At 71.2% G+C, this 16,871-nt stretch carries 18 protein-coding genes; 3 read left to right on the top strand and 15 right to left on the bottom strand.

The genetic code is table 11. The features are described 5' to 3' along the window. Positions 1-18 precede the first annotated feature (18 nt). From ACSHWO_RS27835 to ACSHWO_RS27765, 15 genes are all read right to left on the bottom strand, one after another. Positions 19-762 carry an AAA family ATPase gene (locus ACSHWO_RS27835; RefSeq protein ID WP_404238642.1) on the bottom strand — a complete coding sequence of 248 codons (744 nt, stop codon included), beginning with the start codon at positions 760-762 and terminating at the stop codon, positions 19-21. Continuing rightward, positions 762-2,048 (bottom strand): PP2C family protein-serine/threonine phosphatase, encoded by a 1,287-nt coding sequence (locus ACSHWO_RS27830; protein WP_361091404.1) that lies wholly within the window; start codon positions 2,046-2,048, stop codon positions 762-764. Before ACSHWO_RS27830 ends, ACSHWO_RS27835 begins: the two co-directional genes overlap by 1 nt. Continuing rightward, positions 2,030-2,503 (bottom strand): ATP-binding protein, encoded by a 474-nt coding sequence (locus ACSHWO_RS27825; protein WP_404238638.1) that lies wholly within the window; start codon positions 2,501-2,503, stop codon positions 2,030-2,032. Before ACSHWO_RS27825 ends, ACSHWO_RS27830 begins: the two co-directional genes overlap by 19 nt. Then, positions 2,500-2,811 carry an STAS domain-containing protein gene (locus ACSHWO_RS27820; RefSeq protein WP_361091410.1) on the bottom strand — a complete coding sequence of 104 codons (312 nt, stop codon included), beginning with the start codon at positions 2,809-2,811 and terminating at the stop codon, positions 2,500-2,502. The genes ACSHWO_RS27825 and ACSHWO_RS27820 overlap by 4 nt, the downstream gene beginning before the upstream one ends. Before the next feature lie 81 nt (positions 2,812-2,892). Next, positions 2,893-5,034 (bottom strand): glycogen debranching protein GlgX, encoded by a 2,142-nt coding sequence (glgX, locus tag ACSHWO_RS27815; protein WP_385805245.1) that lies wholly within the window; start codon positions 5,032-5,034, stop codon positions 2,893-2,895. Continuing rightward, the gene (locus tag ACSHWO_RS27810; protein ID WP_385805244.1) at positions 5,031-5,423 is read right to left on the bottom strand and encodes an STAS domain-containing protein; all 393 of its coding nucleotides are present in this window, start codon (positions 5,421-5,423) and stop codon (positions 5,031-5,033) included. Before ACSHWO_RS27810 ends, glgX begins: the two co-directional genes overlap by 4 nt. Before the next feature lie 41 nt (positions 5,424-5,464). Then, positions 5,465-7,285 (bottom strand): AGE family epimerase/isomerase, encoded by a 1,821-nt coding sequence (locus ACSHWO_RS27805; RefSeq protein ID WP_438315943.1) that lies wholly within the window; start codon positions 7,283-7,285, stop codon positions 5,465-5,467. Position 7,286: 1 nt separating this feature from the next. Continuing rightward, a complete protein-coding gene (locus tag ACSHWO_RS27800; protein WP_438315940.1) occupies positions 7,287-7,742 on the bottom strand; it encodes a VOC family protein in 456 nt (151 codons plus the stop codon). Next, on the bottom strand, positions 7,742-8,353 hold the full coding sequence (locus ACSHWO_RS27795; protein WP_361091425.1) for a DJ-1/PfpI family protein: 612 nt from the start codon (positions 8,351-8,353) through the stop codon (positions 7,742-7,744). The genes ACSHWO_RS27800 and ACSHWO_RS27795 overlap by 1 nt, the downstream gene beginning before the upstream one ends. Continuing rightward, positions 8,346-9,962 carry a GMC family oxidoreductase gene (locus tag ACSHWO_RS27790; protein WP_438315937.1) on the bottom strand — a complete coding sequence of 539 codons (1,617 nt, stop codon included), beginning with the start codon at positions 9,960-9,962 and terminating at the stop codon, positions 8,346-8,348. The genes ACSHWO_RS27795 and ACSHWO_RS27790 overlap by 8 nt, the downstream gene beginning before the upstream one ends. Positions 9,963-9,971: 9 nt before the next feature. Further along, positions 9,972-10,361, bottom strand: coding sequence for a nuclear transport factor 2 family protein (locus tag ACSHWO_RS27785; protein ID WP_361091431.1), 390 nt, complete (start codon positions 10,359-10,361; stop codon positions 9,972-9,974). Between the two features lie 14 nt (positions 10,362-10,375). Next, complete coding sequence (locus tag ACSHWO_RS27780; RefSeq protein ID WP_361091434.1) at positions 10,376-10,831, bottom strand: nuclear transport factor 2 family protein; 456 nt, start codon at positions 10,829-10,831, stop codon at positions 10,376-10,378. Positions 10,832-10,857: 26 nt separating this feature from the next. Further along, positions 10,858-11,295, bottom strand: a complete 438-nt coding sequence (locus ACSHWO_RS27775; RefSeq protein ID WP_361091437.1) for a nuclear transport factor 2 family protein — start codon at positions 11,293-11,295, stop codon at positions 10,858-10,860. A 63-nt stretch (positions 11,296-11,358) separates the two neighbouring features. Further along, positions 11,359-13,002 carry a thiamine pyrophosphate-binding protein gene (locus tag ACSHWO_RS27770; protein ID WP_438315933.1) on the bottom strand — a complete coding sequence of 548 codons (1,644 nt, stop codon included), beginning with the start codon at positions 13,000-13,002 and terminating at the stop codon, positions 11,359-11,361. 31 nt (positions 13,003-13,033) lie between these two features. Then, positions 13,034-13,858, bottom strand: a complete 825-nt coding sequence (locus ACSHWO_RS27765; RefSeq protein ID WP_438315930.1) for a type 1 glutamine amidotransferase domain-containing protein — start codon at positions 13,856-13,858, stop codon at positions 13,034-13,036. A gap of 281 nt (positions 13,859-14,139) precedes the next feature. Between ACSHWO_RS27765 and ACSHWO_RS27760 the strand changes: the two genes are divergently transcribed. The 3 genes from ACSHWO_RS27760 (at position 14,140) to ACSHWO_RS27750 (ending at position 16,836) form a co-directional block, all read left to right on the top strand. Continuing rightward, on the top strand, positions 14,140-14,412 hold the full coding sequence (locus ACSHWO_RS27760; RefSeq protein ID WP_361091446.1) for a UBP-type zinc finger domain-containing protein: 273 nt from the start codon (positions 14,140-14,142) through the stop codon (positions 14,410-14,412). Continuing rightward, complete coding sequence (locus ACSHWO_RS27755) at positions 14,409-16,184, top strand: FAD-dependent oxidoreductase (RefSeq protein ID WP_438315927.1); 1,776 nt, start codon at positions 14,409-14,411, stop codon at positions 16,182-16,184. The genes ACSHWO_RS27760 and ACSHWO_RS27755 overlap by 4 nt, the downstream gene beginning before the upstream one ends. A gap of 130 nt (positions 16,185-16,314) precedes the next feature. Then, the gene (locus ACSHWO_RS27750) at positions 16,315-16,836 is read left to right on the top strand and encodes a hypothetical protein (RefSeq protein WP_404238622.1); all 522 of its coding nucleotides are present in this window, start codon (positions 16,315-16,317) and stop codon (positions 16,834-16,836) included. Positions 16,837-16,871 lie beyond the last annotated feature (35 nt).

Genomic DNA, 16,871 nt, shown 5'->3' with positions numbered 1-16,871 from the left:
GGGCGTAAGGGGGGAGCGTCAGGCGCGGGATACTTCGTCACGTGCGTCCAACGCGGAGATGATGGTGCGGAATTCACCGACCAGGGGGTGGTCGGGATGGGCTTCGGCGAATATGCGTTCGCCGTACAGGGCCGCCATTTCCGGGACGTACGGGAGGATTCCGGCCAGGGGGGCTCCGTACACCTCCTCGGCCCGGCGGCGGGCCTCGTCCCGGTCGATCCCGACTGGGGCCATGCTCACGACAAGTGCGCGGCGGCAGGCGAGCCGCCCGGCGAGGGCGATCGTCTCCTCCACCCCCATCAGGTCGATGCGGTCCGCCCTTGCCATGATCATCAGTACGTCGGCACTCGCCATGGCGGCCACCGACTCGTTGTTCAGCCCTGCATGCGTGTCGAGCAGCAGGACGTCCAGACCGTAGTGGTCCGCGAGCCGGTCGAAGCCCTCCGGCAGCAGCCCGACGTCGTACCCGCTCGCCATGAGCTCGCGCAGCGCCGCCGTCCCGGTCCGGGCCGGCACGACGTACGGCCCGCGCGGGCCCGCCCGCCGCGCGGCCGCCTCGATCTCGCACCGCCCGAGCAGGTAGTCGGCCAGGGAGGGACCCGGGCCGAGCCGGAAGAGCAGGTCGAGGGTGGGCGACTGGATGTCGGTGTCGACCACCCCCACCCGGCGCCCCTCGCCCGCCAGCAGCAGGGCCAGGTTCGCCAGGACCGAGGACTTCCCGGTGCCGCCGCGGTGCGAGTGCACCACGATGGTCCGGGCCATCAGGCCACCGCCGTACGGGCCGGGGCGGGACGGTCCGCCACGGCCACGGCCGGGCCGCCGTGCGGCCCCCGCGCCGCACGTGGCCGGTGCAGGGCCAGCATGGTCACGTCGTCGTGCTGTTCGGCTGTGCCGGTGTGCTCGCGTACGGCCGCGTCCATCCGGTCCACCACCTCACTGCCGCTCCCCGGGGGGCCGGCGAGCAGCTCCAGCATCCGCGCGTCCCCGAGGAAGGTGCCGTCGGGGCAACGGGCCTCCGGCACTCCGTCGGTGAACACGAACAGCGTGTCCCCGTGGTTCACCTGGGCGTAGCCGAGCGTGAACACGCAGTCGGGGAGCACCCCGACGGCCGGCCCGGTGACCTCCAGCGCGAGCGGTTCCCCGCCGTCGGCACGCAGCAGCAGCGGCGGGTTGTGGCCGCCGTTGATGTAGACGAGGCTGCCGGTCAGCGGGTCGAGCACACCGAAGAACAGGGTGGCGAAGTAGCCCTGCCTGAGGTGGTTGCGCGTCAGGTACCCGTTGGTGGCGGTGACCGCGTTGAGCAGCGGCGTGGCGCCGACGACCGGGATGCGGCGGCTGCCGCCCGAGCGCCCCGCGGCCACCAGGTGCTGGAGTCCGCTGTTCTCCGCGGTGTGCCGCAGCAGGGAACGGATCAGGGCCATGAAGAGCGCCGCCCCGACCCCCTTGTCGCAGACGTCGGCGACGACGACGGCGAGCCGGCGGCCGCGGGATATCTCGAAGACGTCGTAGAAGTCCCCCGCGACCTGCCGGGCGGGCCGGAACCGGACGTCGATCTCCCAGCCCTCGGGAACCGGCAGGGCGTCCGGCAGGAAGCCGGCCTGGATCTCGCGGCCGATCTCCAGCTCCTTCTCGTAGCCCATCAGCTCGGCCCGGGCGTCGGCCTCGCGCAGGGTGCGGCCGAGTCCGGCGCGCTCCGAGCAGCTGTGCAGCCGGGCCCCCACCAGGGCGGGCAGGAACGGGGGGACGAGGTAGTCGTGGCCGAGCCGGACGTGCTGCTCCAGGGCGGCGAACCCGGTCATCGTCCAGACGACGACGATCGGCGCCCCGGCCCAGCCGCGCAGCCGGCGTACGGCCAGGCGTACGGCCTCCCCCTCGGTCTCCGCCGGGGCGAGCAGCACGTCGGCGACGGGCAGCGCGTCCGGCGGGCCGCCGAGCAGCTCGCGCAGGGTGAGTCCGACCAGCTCCGCGTCCATCAGGCGCAGCGCGTGGAGGAGGTCACCCGGCGGCGGCGGGTACTCGTCGAGGATGATCACGGTGGTGGAGGGCATCGGTCCGTCCCCTCGGCTGTGACGGTCAGCGTGCTGATGTTGCGGCCGTCCCTGCGTACGTAGCCGAACTCGTCCACGCTGGTCAGGGCCAGGTGGATGCCGAGTCCGCCGATCCGCCGGTGCTCGGGGGGAGTCCCGGGGGCGGGCGGCACCCGCCCTGCGACGGGGTCGAAGGCGGGCGCGCCGTCCACCAGGACGATCTGCACCCGGCCGGGGCCGGAGCGGCCGCGGACGGTGATCCGCCCGCCGCCGCCCCGGTACCCGTGCATGACGATGTTCGTGGCCAGCTCGTCCACGGCCAGCCGGATCCGGTACGTGGCCCGCTTGTCCAGGCCCGCCCGGGCGGCCAGCCCCAGGACGAACGCGGCGATGTCGCCCAGCGCCCCCAGCTCGGCGGGCACCTCCAGTTCGGCGGGCGTCCTCGCCACGTCGACCGTCTCTCCCGTGTGGCTCACTCGTCGGAGAGGACGATGCTGCGGTCCAGCCCGGCCGTCCGGATGGTCCGGGAGACGGGCTCGATCGCGCCGACCACCTTGATGGTCACGTGGTCCGCGACCTTCTGCTGGGCGAAGACCAGGGACCGCAGACCGGCGCTGGCCATGTAGCCGACCCCCGCCATCCTGATCTCGACCGTGGCCGTGCCGTGCCCGGCGGCCTTCTCGATGGTCTGGTGGAACTCCGGCGCGGTCTTGGCGTCCAGCTCGCCCGCCAGCTCGATCACGGTGGTGTCGCCCTCGATGCTCAGGGACACGGAAAGCGGCATGTCAGGTCTCCTTCGGCCGTACGGGTCGTGAGGGTGCGGTCGGATCCCGCCGCGGGGCGGCGCCCCGCGGCGGGGACGCGGCTAGAGCGCGCGGTCCGGGTCGGGCGTGCGGCCGACCAGGATCACCACCGAGCGCGGACCGATCAGGTACTTCCCGGCGTTCTCCAGCTCGGGCTCCGAGCCCGGGCTGCGGATGTCGTGCGGGGCCTCGGCCCCGGTGTCCGCGAACAGGTGCCAGCTGCGCCCGTGGGGCAGCGCCGGCAGCTCCAGGTCGTGCGCCTCCCAGTGGGAGTTCATGGCCACGTAGACCACGTCGTCGTCCCCGACGCCGCAGCGGGCCACCGCCAGCATCCGGCTCTCGCCCGACCAGTCGGGCTGCCAGGCCCGCGCGCCGTGCCAGCTGATGTCCGGCAGTCCCAGATCCTCGCGGATCTGCCCGGTGGGGTGGCAGGTGGAGCGCAGCTCCCGGTGACGTCCCCGGAAGGCGATCATCTCCCGGGTGAAGCGCAGCAGTTCGGCGCTCTCGTCGACCTGGTCCCAGTCGAACCAGGACAGTTCGTTGTCCTGGCAGTAGGTGTTGTTGTTGCCCTGCTGGGTGCGGCCCACCTCGTCGCCGGCCAGCAGCATCGGGATGCCCTGGCTGGTGAAGAGCATCGCCATGGCGTTCTTCATCTGGCGCAGCCGCAGCGCGTTCACCGCGGGGTCGTCGGTGGGTCCCTCCGCCCCGCAGTTCCAGCTGTTGTTGTCGTTCGCCCCGTCGTTGTTGCCCTCGCCGTTGGCCTCGTTGTGCTTGTCGTTGTACGAGACGAGGTCGGCCAGGGTGAAGCCGTCGTGGGCGGTGAGGAAGTTGACCGAGGCGGAGGTGCCGCGGCCGGAGTACAGGTCCGGCGAGCCGGCGAGCCGGGTGGCCAGCTCCCCGGCGACCCCGGGGTCGCCCTTGAGGAAGCGGCGTACCGTGTCGCGGTACTTGCCGTTCCACTCCGCCCAGCGGCCGTACGCCGGGAAGTTGCCGACCTCGTAGAGGCCGCCGGCGTCCCAGGCCTCGGCGATGAGCTTGGTGTGCCGCAGCACCGGGTCGTAGGCGAGCAGTTCCAGCAGCGGCGGGTTGGGCAGCGGCGTGCCGTCCGGGGACCGGCCGAGGATGGCCGCGAGGTCGAAGCGGAAGCCGTCGATGTGGTAGTCGGCCACCCAGTGGCGCAGGCAGTCGAGGACGAAGTTCCGCACGACCGGGTGGTTGCAGTTGACGGTGTTGCCCGTGCCGCTGAAGTTGAAGTAGTACCCCTCCGGCGTGAGCATGTAGTACGTGGCGTTGTCGAGGCCCTTGAAGGAGATCGTCGGGCCCTGCTCGTTGCCCTCGGCGGTGTGGTTGAAGACCACGTCGAGGATGACCTCGATGCCGGCCGCGTGCAGGTCCTTGATCAGGGTGCGGAACTCGTCGCCCTGCATCCCGTAGCGTCCGGTGGCCGCGTAGCCGGCCTTGGGCGCGAAGAACGAGACGGTGTTGTAGCCCCAGTAGTCGTAGAGCCGCTCGCCCGTCTCCGGGTTGGTCCGCGGGTTGTCGCTCTCGTCGAACTCGAACACCGGGAGCAGCTCGATGCAGTTGATCCCGAGCTCCTTCAGGTACGGGATCTTCTCCCGCAGCCCCGCGAACGTGCCGGGGGCGGTGACCTGCGAGGACGGGTGCCGGGTGAAGCCGCGCACATGGGCCTCGTAGACGACGAGGTCCTCGGCGGGCAGCCGCAGCGGGGTGTCGTCGCCCCAGTCGAAGTCCTGCAGGCAGACCCGGGAGCGGTACTGGTAGCCGCGGCTGCGGTCGGGCTCCACGCCCCACACGTCCCGGCCGGCGATCAGCCGGGCGTACGGGTCGGAGAGGACCTGGCGGGCGTCGAAGCGGTGGCCGGTGATCGGGTCGTAGGGGCCGTCGGCCCGGTACCCGTACTCGATGTTCTCGTGGTCGAGGCCGAAGACCGTCATGGCGAAGACGCTGCCGGTGCGGAATTCCTCGGGGAACTCCAGTTCGGCCATCGGCTCGGGCTCTCCGCGCTTGTAGATGACCAGGGTCATGGAGGTGGCCTGGTCGGAGTAGACGGAGAAACTGACCCCGCCGGGGACCACGTTGGCCCCGAAGGGGTACGGCTTGCCCGCGCGGACGCGGTACCCGCCCACTTCGTGGGTCGGGTACGCGTCGACGCGCAGGACCTGCTCGGACGTCACCTCGGTCATCGGGCGACCGTGCTCTCGACCGCGGGCCGGGTGCGACCCGTGGCCCGGGCGCCGGCCTTCGCCTTGGCCTCGGCCTCGGCCGCCTCGCCCGTCTCGAAGAAGTCGAGGAAGCCGGTGGCCGACATGACGAACCGGACTTCCTCGCTCACCCCGTACAGGGTGACGGCGACGCCGGCGTGCTGGGCCTCGCGGTACACGACCAGCAGCGTGCGCAGGCCCGCGCTGGAGACGTACGTGACGGCCGTGAGGTCGATGCGCAGCGGCCGGCCCTGGCGGACCAGCGGCAGGAGCGCCGCCAGCAGTTGTCCCGAGGTCTCGCTGTTGATCTCGCCGGTGGCGACGAGCACGGTGCCCGTCCTGTTGCGGCGTTCCTTCACGTTCAGAGTCATGGCTTGCTTTCCCCTTCTGTCGGGGCGCCCCCCGTTGAGCGCTATGACGTCACCGGCCGCAGCCGGACCTTCACCTTGACCCGCCCCTGGACGTCGGGCAGCCGGACCGTGAGCCCGTCCGCGTCGAAGTCCGTGTACGGCTTCTCGTCGATCTCGACGGACGCGATCCGCACCGAGCCCGCCGGCAGCAGGTCGGGCGAGACGCGCAGCACGCGGTCGGGCAGGTCGGTCGGGTCGGGCTTGAAGTGGAAGTCCATCTCCCGGCCGTTGATGAGCAGGTTGTTGTACACGGCGGCGAGGTAGCAGAGCTCCGCCGAGTGGTACATGGACATCGAGTGGCTGCCCTTGAGCCGCTCGGTTCCGAGCAGGTACGGCGTACCGCTCGCGAGGACGTTGAAGTAGACGGCTCCCTCGTCGTGGTCGAGGAAGAAGGTGTTGTAGAAGGACTCGGCCTGCCGGGCCTCGCGCAGGAACGCCTCGCCGCCGATCGTGCCGTGCAGGATGAGGTAGGCGAGGATCGCCTGCTCCTGCTGCCACCAGGCCTTGCGGTCGTGCCAGGCGAAACGGTACGCCTCCTGGTCGCCCTGCTTGATCCGCTCGACCACGTCGTACCAGCCGCCGCGCTGCCGGTCGCTGCCGACCTCCGGCATGATGTCGCCGATCTTCCGGGCGAGCTCGGCGTATGCGGGCTTGGCCTTCAGCGAGTTCATCCGCATCAGGTTCCAGGCGATCTTCAGGTTGTGGCCGACGACCGCGCGGTTCTGCTGCCAGCTGTGCTCGGTGTCGTGCGACCAGTCGCGGAAGAAGCGCTCCTGGACGAAGGGGCTGCGCCCGTAGTCCGGGAACCGCTCCGCGATGGTGTCGAAGGTGTACTCCAGGAAGTCGGCGTACTTCTGGTCGCCGGTCGCCAGGTACAGGTTGATCAGGTACGCGGGCGCGTGGTCGCCGACCGAGTTCCAGTTCTTGCGCTCGGCGTTCTCACCGAGGGACTCGTGGTCCGGGCTGAACAGGATCGGGTCGATGTGCGAGTAGTAGCCGCCCTGCTCGCGGTCCAGGAAGAACTTGTCGAAGAGCCGGATGGTGGCGTCGGCGTCGCTCTTGATCCGCACGTCGCCGGTGACCCGGTAGGTCTGGATCGGGCCGGCCAGGGCGTAGATCTGCTCGTACATCGGGATCGCGTCGTAGTCGTCGGAGAACTCCGAGGTGAACAGCTTCTTCTCGGAGTCCCCGTCCACGCTGATGCCGTGGTACCAGTAGACGACGTCTTCCTCGCTGTCCACGACCCGCATGTGCTTGCGCAGGTACTCGGTACCGCGCTCGGCGACCTCCAGGTACTCGTCCTTGCCGGTCAGCAGGTAGGCCGAGGCCATGCCGTACACCAGCCGGGAGATCGTGTCGGTCTCCTGGACGTGGCTGGCGGTCTTGTCGCCGCCGAGCCGGATCTCGGTGCGGTACTCGTTGAAGTCGACGGGCCCGTCGCCGAACTGGGCCCGCTTGTAGAAGTCGGCCAGCGACTCGATCTGCTTGATCCACCAGCCCGACTCCTCGAACCGGTAGTCCTCGGCGCCGCGGCCCAGGAACACCAGGCGCTTGGCGTCGAACCGGCCGCCGTGCTCGGGGTAGTGGACCCCGTAGGCGAAGAGGAACCGGCCGGGCGAGAGCATCTCGTCGATGTGCCCGGAGGCGTCGATGTACGGCTCGTCGAGGTTGCGGACCAGCTCGGCGCTGGGGCCGGAGGCCACCGAGACGTCGAACTCGCGGCCGTCCGAGGTCTTCAGGCGCAGCAGGCGGGAGGCGCTGTCGAACCGGCTGACGTAGCCCGCGATGGTGTCGGAGAAGGAGAAGCTCACGGCGTCCGCCATGTCATGCACCGTCCTTGTCGTGAGAGCGGTCGTCCTCGAATCCCTGACTGACCTCGACGATCACCCCGTCGGGGTCGCGGACCCACACGGTCCGCCAGCCGCAGATGAAGTCGTCGAAGTCGAGCGGCCCCAGGGTCACTTCGGCCGCGTCGCCCAGCTCCGCCAGGAACGCGTCCACGCTGTCGGTCTGGAAGGCCAGGTGGCGCATCCGGCCCGGCTCCTGCGGCCCGTCTCCCCCAGCAGCGCTGGGGGGACCCCCCGGTGCCGTACGGGCCGGCCCGGTACCGGAGGCGAAGAGCTCCAGGTACGCGTCCCCCCGGCGCAGGAACACGATCTGCGACTCGCCGAGGTCCACGACCCGGGCCCGGCTGAAGCCGAAGTACCGGGTGTAGAACTCCTCGGTCGCCTTCTGGTCGACGCAGTTCAGGCCCACGTGCGACCAGTCCATCCGGCGCATCAGCCGGCCCTCCGCCCCCGGTCGGCCGCGAGCAGGTCGATGATGCGGCGGGCGAAGAGGTGGTGGTGGGCGCCCGTGCGCCCGGTGACGAGGTCCCCGTCGACCACCACGTCCTCGTCGACGTACTGGGCGCCCATGTTGCGGACGTCGCCGATCAGGTTGTTGTGGCACACCACCTTGCGGCCGCGGACCTTCCCCGGGATCGAGGAGGCCAGCCACATGCCGTGGCAGATGATCCCCTTGAGGACGGTCGGCTCGTCGAACGCCCGCCGCAGCAGGTCCGTCGCCGGCGCGAGGACGTCCACGTCCTCGGTGTAGCGGAGCCGGTCGGCGACCATGCCCGAGGGCACGATGACCGCCGCGTACCGGCGCAGCTCCTCGTCGTCGATCCCCTCCAGGGACCGGTCGGCGGTGAACGGGGCCCGGTACTCGTGCCCGGTGAAGGTGATCGAGTCGTTGCCCCACAGCCGGGTCAGGAAGTCGACCTCCGCCCCCTCCTCGGCGAACCGGCGCTGGTAGTAGAAGATCTCCGGCTCGTAGAAGTCGCTCTCCACCAGGACCGCGATCCGGGTCCCGCTCAGCGCGCCCTCGCGCAGCACGGCCTCAGCCACGGGACAGCCCCCCTCTGCCGCGGAGGAAGTCCGCCGCGCGCTCGGCGATCATCGCGATCGCGGTGTGGCAGTTGCCCGACGGGACCGCGGGCATCACGCTCGCGTCGACGACGCGCATGTTGCGCACGCCGTGCACGCGCAGCTCCGGGTCGACGACGGCGAGGTCGTCGACGCCCATGCGGCAGGAGCCGGACTGGTGGTGGTAGCTCTCCGACTTCTGCTTCACGAAGGTCCGCAGCTCGTCGTCGGTGGCCGGGCCCGGGCCGGGCTGCAGCTCCTGCTTGTACCAGGGCGAGAACGCGGAGGTCGCGAAGATCTCCCGGGCCACCTTGACGCCCTGCACCATCCGCTCCAGGTCCCAGCGGTCGCCCAGGTAGTTCGGGTTGACCAGCGGGTGGGCCAGCGGGTCGGCGCTGGCGAGCCGGATCCAGCCGCGCGAGACGGGCCGTACGACCCCGGGCAGGATGCTCACCGTGTTCGGGTGGTCCCTGCCGACGATCACGTCGAACGGGACGTGGACGAAGGCGATCTGCAGGTCCGGGGCGGGCAGCCCGGGGCGCGACGACAGGAACAGCGCGCTCTCGGACAGGTTCTGCGCCGGAGCCGGCAGCTCCTGCGTGACCTCGGCCATCAGCCCGGTCAGCACGTGGTTGTGGAAGTTCTCGCCGACGCCGGGCACCGCCGCGGTGACGGCGATGCCGTGCTCCCGCAGCTGCTCCGGGTGGCCGATGCCGGAGAGCAGCAGCAGCTTGGGGGACTCGATCGCCCCGGCCGCCACGATCACCTCCCGGCGGGCCCGTACGGTGTGCAGTCCGGGCGCGGAGGCGGTGCTGTGGCCGTCCCGGACGGTCCGGCCGGGGATCTCCGCGGTCGGGGCCAGCTGTACGTACTCGACCCCGGTGCAGGTGTCGCCGTCGAAGAGCAGCCGCGTGCTCTGGGCGCTGGTGCGCAGGGTCAGGTTGGGTCGGGCCAGCGCCGGCTCCAGCCAGGCGGCGAGCGCCCCCTGGCGGCGGCCGTCGGCGACGTCGATGTGGTGCCAGCCGGTGCCGAAGAGGCCGCGGCGGGGCCCGTCGGTGTTGAAGTCGGCGATCTCCTCGTGGCCGAGCTCGACGGCGGCGTCGATGAAGGCCCGCGAGACCGGGTTGGGCTGGTGGCGGCCGGCGTGGGTGACCCGCTGCGGGCCCGTGGTGCCGGTGGTGGCGGCGGTCGCGTCCTCCTGGGCCTCCAGGCGGGCGAAGTACGGCAGGACGTCCTCGTGGGCCCAGCCGGCCGCGCCCTGGTAGGCCCAGTTGTCGAAGTCCGAGGCGTGGCCCCGGATGTGCATCATGATGTACAGGTTGCTGCTGCCGCCGGGGCCCTTGCCGCGCGGTTCGTAGGTGCGGCGGCCGTCCAGCCCGGGCTGCGGGACGCTGGTGTAGCCCCAGTCGACGGGCCCGCCGAGCAGCTTGTACCAGGAGGACGGGTCGTCCACCTCGGGCGGGATGCGGTTGCCTCCCGCCTCCAGGACCAGGACGGAGACGTCGGGGTCCTCGCTCAGCCGGTTGGCGAGGACGCTGCCGGCGGTACCGGCTCCGACGACGACGTAGTCGTACTCAGCTGCGGCCGTCACGTCTCCCCCTCATCCCTGGCCCAGCACCTGGAACGGGACGGTGTCGTGGTAGTTCGCCATGTAGGCGATCTTCCCGTCCGCGATCCGGAAGAAGTTCATGACCTCGGCCTCGATCGCCTCGCCGGAGGCGCTGACGGCACTGAGGTGGGAGACGGCCGCGGCCTTCTCCCCGCCGGCGTCGACGATGAAGTGCACGGGCCGGTTCTGGAAGACGCGGTACATCGTCCCCATGCCCTTCATCATCGAGCGCAGCACCTCCAGCCCCTCGATGTGCCCGGCGAGCTGCTCGTCCATGACCTGCTCGTCGGCGAACAGGTCGCACCAGCGGTCCCAGTCCCCGGCGTTGGCGTATTCGTAGTACTTTCGAAGGATTTCCGTTGCGTCGTCCACAGTGGTCATCGCGCTCCCCTCCCCTATCGGTCCCTGCGGGTTCCGTCCGGCGTCATCGACGCCCAGAACTGGCTGAACGCGGTCGCCGAGTCCCCGAAGAGCCCGTCGCGGCCCTCCACGATCCGGCCGTCCCGCCACCGCATGAAGTGGAAGACCGGGTAGTCCATCCGCTCGTACGGCGATGCGGCCGCCGGGTCGGCGCCGTCCCGCAGGGCGGTGTTGCGGCAGACGTCGGCACTGCAGTCCTCGCCGGTGAGGACGGCCTCGATCTCCATCCGGAAGGTGCCGCCCGTGAGCTTGTGGGTCCGGCCCATCAGCTCCAGGAAGTCGTCGAGGCTCTCGTACCAGCCCGCCAGCGGGTGGTTGCCCGGCACGAGCCAGCGCAGGTCCTCGGCGTAGAACTCCAGGATGCGCGCCCGGTCACCGGAGCCGAGGGCCCGGTAGGCCGCCTCGACCCGCTCCCGTGTCACTTCGGTCATCGTCGTCGCTCCTCGCTCGCCGGCGCTCAGAGGGAGGCCGAACCGGGCATCGCGGCCAGCTCGTTGACGGTGTACTGCTTGATCAGCGGCCCCTGCGGGCCCGCCACCACCGTCCACGTCTGGTCGGCGTCGAACCCGAGCCAGGTGCTGCGGGCGGCCGGCGCGTCCCAGATCCTGGCCTGCCAGTTCACGAGGACCCGGACGACGGCCCGGTCGCCCTCGATGACCGGCTCCACCTTCGTGACCGTGTGCACCTCGTCGAAGAACCGGTGGGTGACGGCCTCGTACCAGCGGCCGAACCCCTCGTGCCCGAGGAAGGTGTCCTCGGGGACCTTGAACTCCAGGTCCTCGGTGATCAGGGCGAGCACCTGGTCGGCCGGCACGTGCCGGTCCAGTGCCACGTACCAGTTCTCGGCGAACGTGCGGATCGCGTCCTCGGTCAGCTGCTGCCGCTCGGCGGGCATGCGGTCTCCTCCTGTCCGTACGGGGTGGTGCCGTGACTGCTCTGCTCGGATGCGGGTGCCGGCTCAGACCTGGACGTCCACGAGGAACGGACCGGGGTGCTCCAGCATCCGGACCGCGGCCGCCGCGGCCTCGTCCGGCTTCTCCACCCGCGTCCCCCCGGCACCGAGCGACCGGGCCAGCCCGGCGAAGTCGATCTCCGGGTGGGACAGGTCGAAGGAGCCCGGGAAGCCGTGCTGCGGGATGTCCCGCTCCCGCCAGTACTGGGCGATGTTGTCGTCCAGCAGCCGGTACTTGCGGTTGTTGCAGACCACGAACTTGGCGTCGACGCCGTGCCGCACCGCGGTCCACAGCGCCTGGTAGGTGTACATCGCCCCGCCGTCCCCGGCGAAGCCGACCACCACCCGGTCCGGCCGGGCCAGCTTGACCCCGACCGCGCCCGGGAAGCCCACCCCGAGCGAGCCGCCGCGGGTCAGGTGGTAGTCGCCGGGCCGCTCCGCCGGCAGGTACCGCGTGACCAGCGGCGAGGTGGTCAGCGCCTCGTCGAAGACGATCAGGTCCCCGCCGGTCCGCTCGGCCAGGGTGCGCAGGAAGACCGCCATCGGCGTGCCGTCCTCCCCGTCCCCGGCGGAACGGGCCGCGAGCGCCCGCTCCCGGGTGCGGGCGTCCACCCGGGCGGCCGCCGCGGCCCGCTGCCGCGGGCTCAGCCGCTCCTCCAGTACGCCGGCCAGCGCGCGCAGCGCCTGCCGCGGGTCGGCGGCCAGTCCGAGGTCCACCGGGTGGTTCTTGGCGATCTCGTAGGCGTTCAGGTCGATGTGGACGACCCGGGCGCCGGCCCGGAAGGGGCTGTCCAGCTCGGGGAAAACCTCCGGGAAGACGTAGGTGCCCACGATCAGCACCCCGTCCGCGTCCCCGACCAGCTCCTTGCTGTGCGGGCCGAACATGTGCCCCGTCTGCCCGCGGCGCAGCGGGTGCGAGGCCGCGATGTTCACCTCGGAGGAGTCCACCTCGTACACGTCGGCGCCGAGCAGCTCGGCGACGGCGACCAGCTCGCGCTGCGCCCCGGAGAGCGCGACCCCGTCGCCGACCAGGACCACGGGCCGCTCGGCGGAGGCCAGCAGCTCGGCCGCGCGCCCCACGGAGGCCGGGGACGGCGACACGTCCGTGAGCGGCACCGCGGCCGGCAGGACCGGCTCGGAGTTGAGCTCGTCCAGCACGTCCATCGGCAGCGCCACGAACACCGGGCCGCGCGGCGGGGTCAGGGCGATCTTCACCGCCCGGCGCAGGGTGCGCAGCACGGACCGCGGATCGGTGACCCGGGTCGCGTACTTGGTCACCGGCTTGGCCAGGGCCACCAGGTCGCAGGCCATCTGCGCGTCCATGGCGTCGTAGCGGACCCCCGCGTCGCCGGCGACCACGACCAGCGGGGTGTGGCCGCGCAGCGACTGGTAGAGCATCCCGATGCCGTTGCCGAGGCCCACGCCGGAGTGCAGCTGGAGCAGGGCCGCACCCCCGGTGGCCCGGGCGTAGCCGTCGGCGATGCCGGCGGCCACCGTCTCCTGGAGGGCGAGGACGTACCGGAAGTCCTCCGCGGCGTCCGCCGCGTCGAGGAATCCCTGCTCCACCGTCCCCGGATTTCCGAACATCACCGTCAGGCCGTCGGCCTTGAACTGGTCGATCAGCCTTTCCCGTCCGGGAGTGGCTCCCATGAATTCCCCTTCTTTCCCCAGGGTTTCCGGATTACCAGCCGTAGCGGGTGAGGCCGTCCTCCAGGACTTCCACGATCTTCTGCCCCGTCAGGTACGAGTCGGGGGTGGAGCGGCCCGTCACGAACGGGTAGTCGACGATCACCGACAGCGGGTGGCCGAAATTCCCGTGATAGGCCCCGTCGGGTCCGGTCGCGTCGCGCAGGATGTACTCCAGCGGGTACGGCGGCGGGCCCATGTTGAAATCGGTACCGAGGAATCCGGTGCCGTCCTTGTAGTCGTACTCCTTGCAGTGGCCCGTCACGTGCTTGCCGCGGATGATGCTCTCGCGGTCGCCCCAGTCGCGGGCGAAGGCGAGGCAGGCGACGCCGTAGCACTCGGCCGCCACGACCTTGTCGGCGTTCTTGAAGGCCAGGATCAGCGCGTGCACGCGCTCGTTGTTGGCCAGGTCGGCGATGGGCCCGCTGCCGCCGACGATGAGGATCGCGTCGTAGTCGGAGACGTCCTCGGCGAGCCGGTCCAGGTCGCGGTGGTACTGCTCGAGCTTGCGCAGGTAGCCCTCGTCGCTCGTGTACGGGCGCTCGGGCACCCACGCCTCGATGTCGAGCGGCGAGTCCAGCCGGCTCGACTGCTCGAATTCCCGCCCCAGCCGGGCGTTCTCCTCGGTGGTCACCGAGCGGCCCAGCGGGGGGTCGACGTAGTTCGCGTCGAGGCTCGGCGGAAGTGCGTGTGCGCGCTTTCCGGTCGGCGTGGCGAACACGACCTCGTAGCCCCGCTCGTCGAACTTCGAGACCGGGCCTATCAGTTCCTCCGCCCAGTAACCGTGTTCGGAGACAATGACCAGAATCTTTCTGCTCACGGATTCCTCCAGGCGCCGCCTGTTGTGTTGGCGTCCCCCACACTGCTTGTGCCCGGGAGGCTGCGTCAAAGCGCCGGTGTGCGACTTCGTGAGGTAGCGGCGCACCTGTTGGGGGCACCTCAGGAAGTCGTCCGCGGAGGTCATGAAGTAGCCCCGGGACTTCCTGACCTCGGCCGAATCACTGAACCGTTCACGGACCCGGCGCCTATCGTCTGGACGCGCCGTGAATCACGGGCGCGCGGAGGACGAGCACTGCGCGGACGAGGAGAGGGACGGGGACGATGACCACGGGCCTGTTGTGCACACACACCGATCAGATACGCCCGGTGGAGCCGGGCAGCGAGGGCTGCGAGGAGTGCCTGGCCCTCGGCGACAGCTGGGTGCACCTGCGGATGTGCCTGAGCTGCGGGCACGTCGGATGCTGTGACTCCTCCAAGAACCGCCACGCCACCCGGCACTTCCGCACCACCGACCACCCGATCGCGGCCTCGCACGAGCCGGGCGAGGCCTGGGCCTGGTGCTACGCCGACAAGCTGATGCTGGACCCGGCATGAGCGCGGCCCCCGAGCGCACCAAGGGCGCGACCGCTGCCACTGCCTCTGCCACCACCACGCCCGCGACGACCGCCGCAGCCCCCCAGGGCGCCGCGGCCGCCGAGCGGGCGGAGAACCGCAAGCCGGTCATCCTGGCCGTGGACGACGACCCGCAGGTGCTGCGGGCCGTCCGCCGGGACCTGCGCAGCGCCTACGGCGACCGGTACCGGGTCCTCGGCGCCTCCTCGGCCGCCGACGCCCTCAAGATCCTCGACTCCCTCGACGAGCGCGGCCACGACCCCGCGCTGTTCCTCGTCGACCAGCGGATGCCCGACGTCACCGGGGTCGAGTTCCTCCTGGAGGCCGTCAGCCGCTTCCCCGACGCCCGCCGGGTGCTGCTCACCGCCTACGCGGAGACCGACGCGGCCATCACCGCCATCAACCGGGTCCGCCTGGACTACTACCTGCTCAAGCCCTGGGACCCGCCGCACGAGCGGCTCTTCCCGGTCCTGGACGACCTGCTCTCGGACTGGCTCGCCACCTACCGCCCCGCGTACGACGGCATCATCGTCGCCGGCCACCTCGTCGCCCCCGGCACGCACGCCGTCCGCGACTTCTTCACCCGCAACGGCCAGCCGTTCCGCTTCCTCAACGTCGAGCGGGACCCGGAGGCGCTGACCCTGATCGCGGCCCAGCCCGACGCGACCCTGCCCCTCGTCCGCTTCCCGGACGGCTCGGTGCTCTCCGCCCCGAGCGACACCGAGCTCGCCCGCCGCCTGGGCCTGGCGACCACCGCCTCCCGCCCGCACTACGAGTGCGTCATCGTCGGAGCGGGCCCGGCGGGCCTCGCGGCGGGGGTGTACGCGGCCTCCGAGGGCCTGTCCACTCTGATGCTGGACTCCCGCGCCCCGGGCGGCCAGGCCGGCACCTCCAGCCTGATCGAGAACTACCTCGGCTTCCCCTCGGGCCTGTCCGGCGGCGACCTGACGCGCCGGGCCACCATCCAGGCCTCCCGGTTCGGCGCCGAGATCCTGCACCCGGTGGAGGTGGTCTCGCTGACCCGGGACGACCCCGCGAAGATCCTCACCCTGTCCGACGGCACCGAGATCAGCGCCGAGACGGTGCTGCTGGCGACCGGGGTCTCGTACAACCGCCTCCAGGCTCCGGGCGCGGAGCGCTTCGAGGGCGCCGGCCTGTACTACGGCGCGGCCACCACCGAGAGCTCGGCCTGCATCTCGCAGCACGTGTACATCGTGGGCGGGGCGAACTCGGCCGGCCAGGCGGCGGTCCACTTCGCGAAGTACGCGGCCCGGGTCACGGTGCTGGTGCGGGCGGACTCGCTGGACGCGAGCATGTCCCGCTACCTGATCGACGAGATCGAGCGCACCCCGAACATCGAGGTGAAGGTCCGCACGACGGTGGTCCGCCTGGACGGCGGCGAACACCTGGAGAGGCTGACCCTGCACGACGCGGCGACCGGCGGGGACACCGAGGTCCCGGCCCGCTTCATGTTCACCTTCATCGGTGCGCGCCCGCACACGGACTGGCTGTCGGGCGTGGTCGAGCGCGACGAGTACGGCTTCGTCCTCACCGGCTCCGACCTGGTCGCCAACGGGGGCGAGCTGCCGGCCGAGTGGAGCGTGGAACGGGCCCCGTACCCCTTGGAGACCAGCGTCCCGGGGGTCTTCGCGGCCGGCGACGTCCGGGCCCACTCGGTCAAGCGGGTGGCGTCGGGCGTGGGCGAGGGCGCGATGGCGGTCTCCCTGATCCACCGGTACCGCTCGATGGGCTGACGGCGGAGAAGCGGCCGGGGAGACGGACGAGGAAGCGGACGAGGATCCCGGTGGGCTGAGAGCGAACAGGAGGCGGGAGCGGCCGCGAACCCCTTGCGATCAAGCACGCTTCGGATGCAACGTCGATTACATGATTACATCCGAGCAGAGCGAGCAGCTGCGCACCTGGTTCGCGGACCGCCTTCCGGTGGACGTCTACGAGTCCCTGGTCGAGGTGGCGGTCGACCGCGAGGAGATCACGGTCGTCGGCACCCTCCCGGCCAACGAGTCGGTCAAGGCGTTCCGCGAGCGCACGCGCCACCAGCGCATGGAGGTGGCCGGCGAGGCGGAGGAGCTCTACCGCCGCAAGGTCGCCTGGGCCGTCCAGTCCGGAGACGACCGCATCCTGTTCACCCACCTGGCGGTCCCGGTGATGACGCGCCTGCGCCAGCCGGAACGCCAGGTCCTCGACACCCTGGTCGAGGGCGGAGTGGCCCGCAGCCGGGCCGACGCGCTCGCCTGGTGCGTCCGCCTGGTCGGGCGCAACACGGACGCGTGGTTGACCGAGCTCCGCGACTCCCTGGCCAAGGTCCGCGAGGTCCGCGAGGCGGGTCCGGACCGGACGCCCGACGCCGAAGCCGAAGCCGACTCCCAGAAGTCTGGGTCGGAATGACGAAAGGGCCCCGCGTCGCGGCATGATCGCGCAAG

It is taken from the genome of Streptomyces pallidus (ex Mingjun et al. 2026) (assembly GCF_051550185.1).
Lineage (GTDB): Bacteria > Actinomycetota > Actinomycetes > Streptomycetales > Streptomycetaceae > Streptomyces.
The sequence above is the reverse complement of the archived record's forward strand: the minus strand, read 5'-3'. Positions and strand labels throughout refer to the sequence as shown.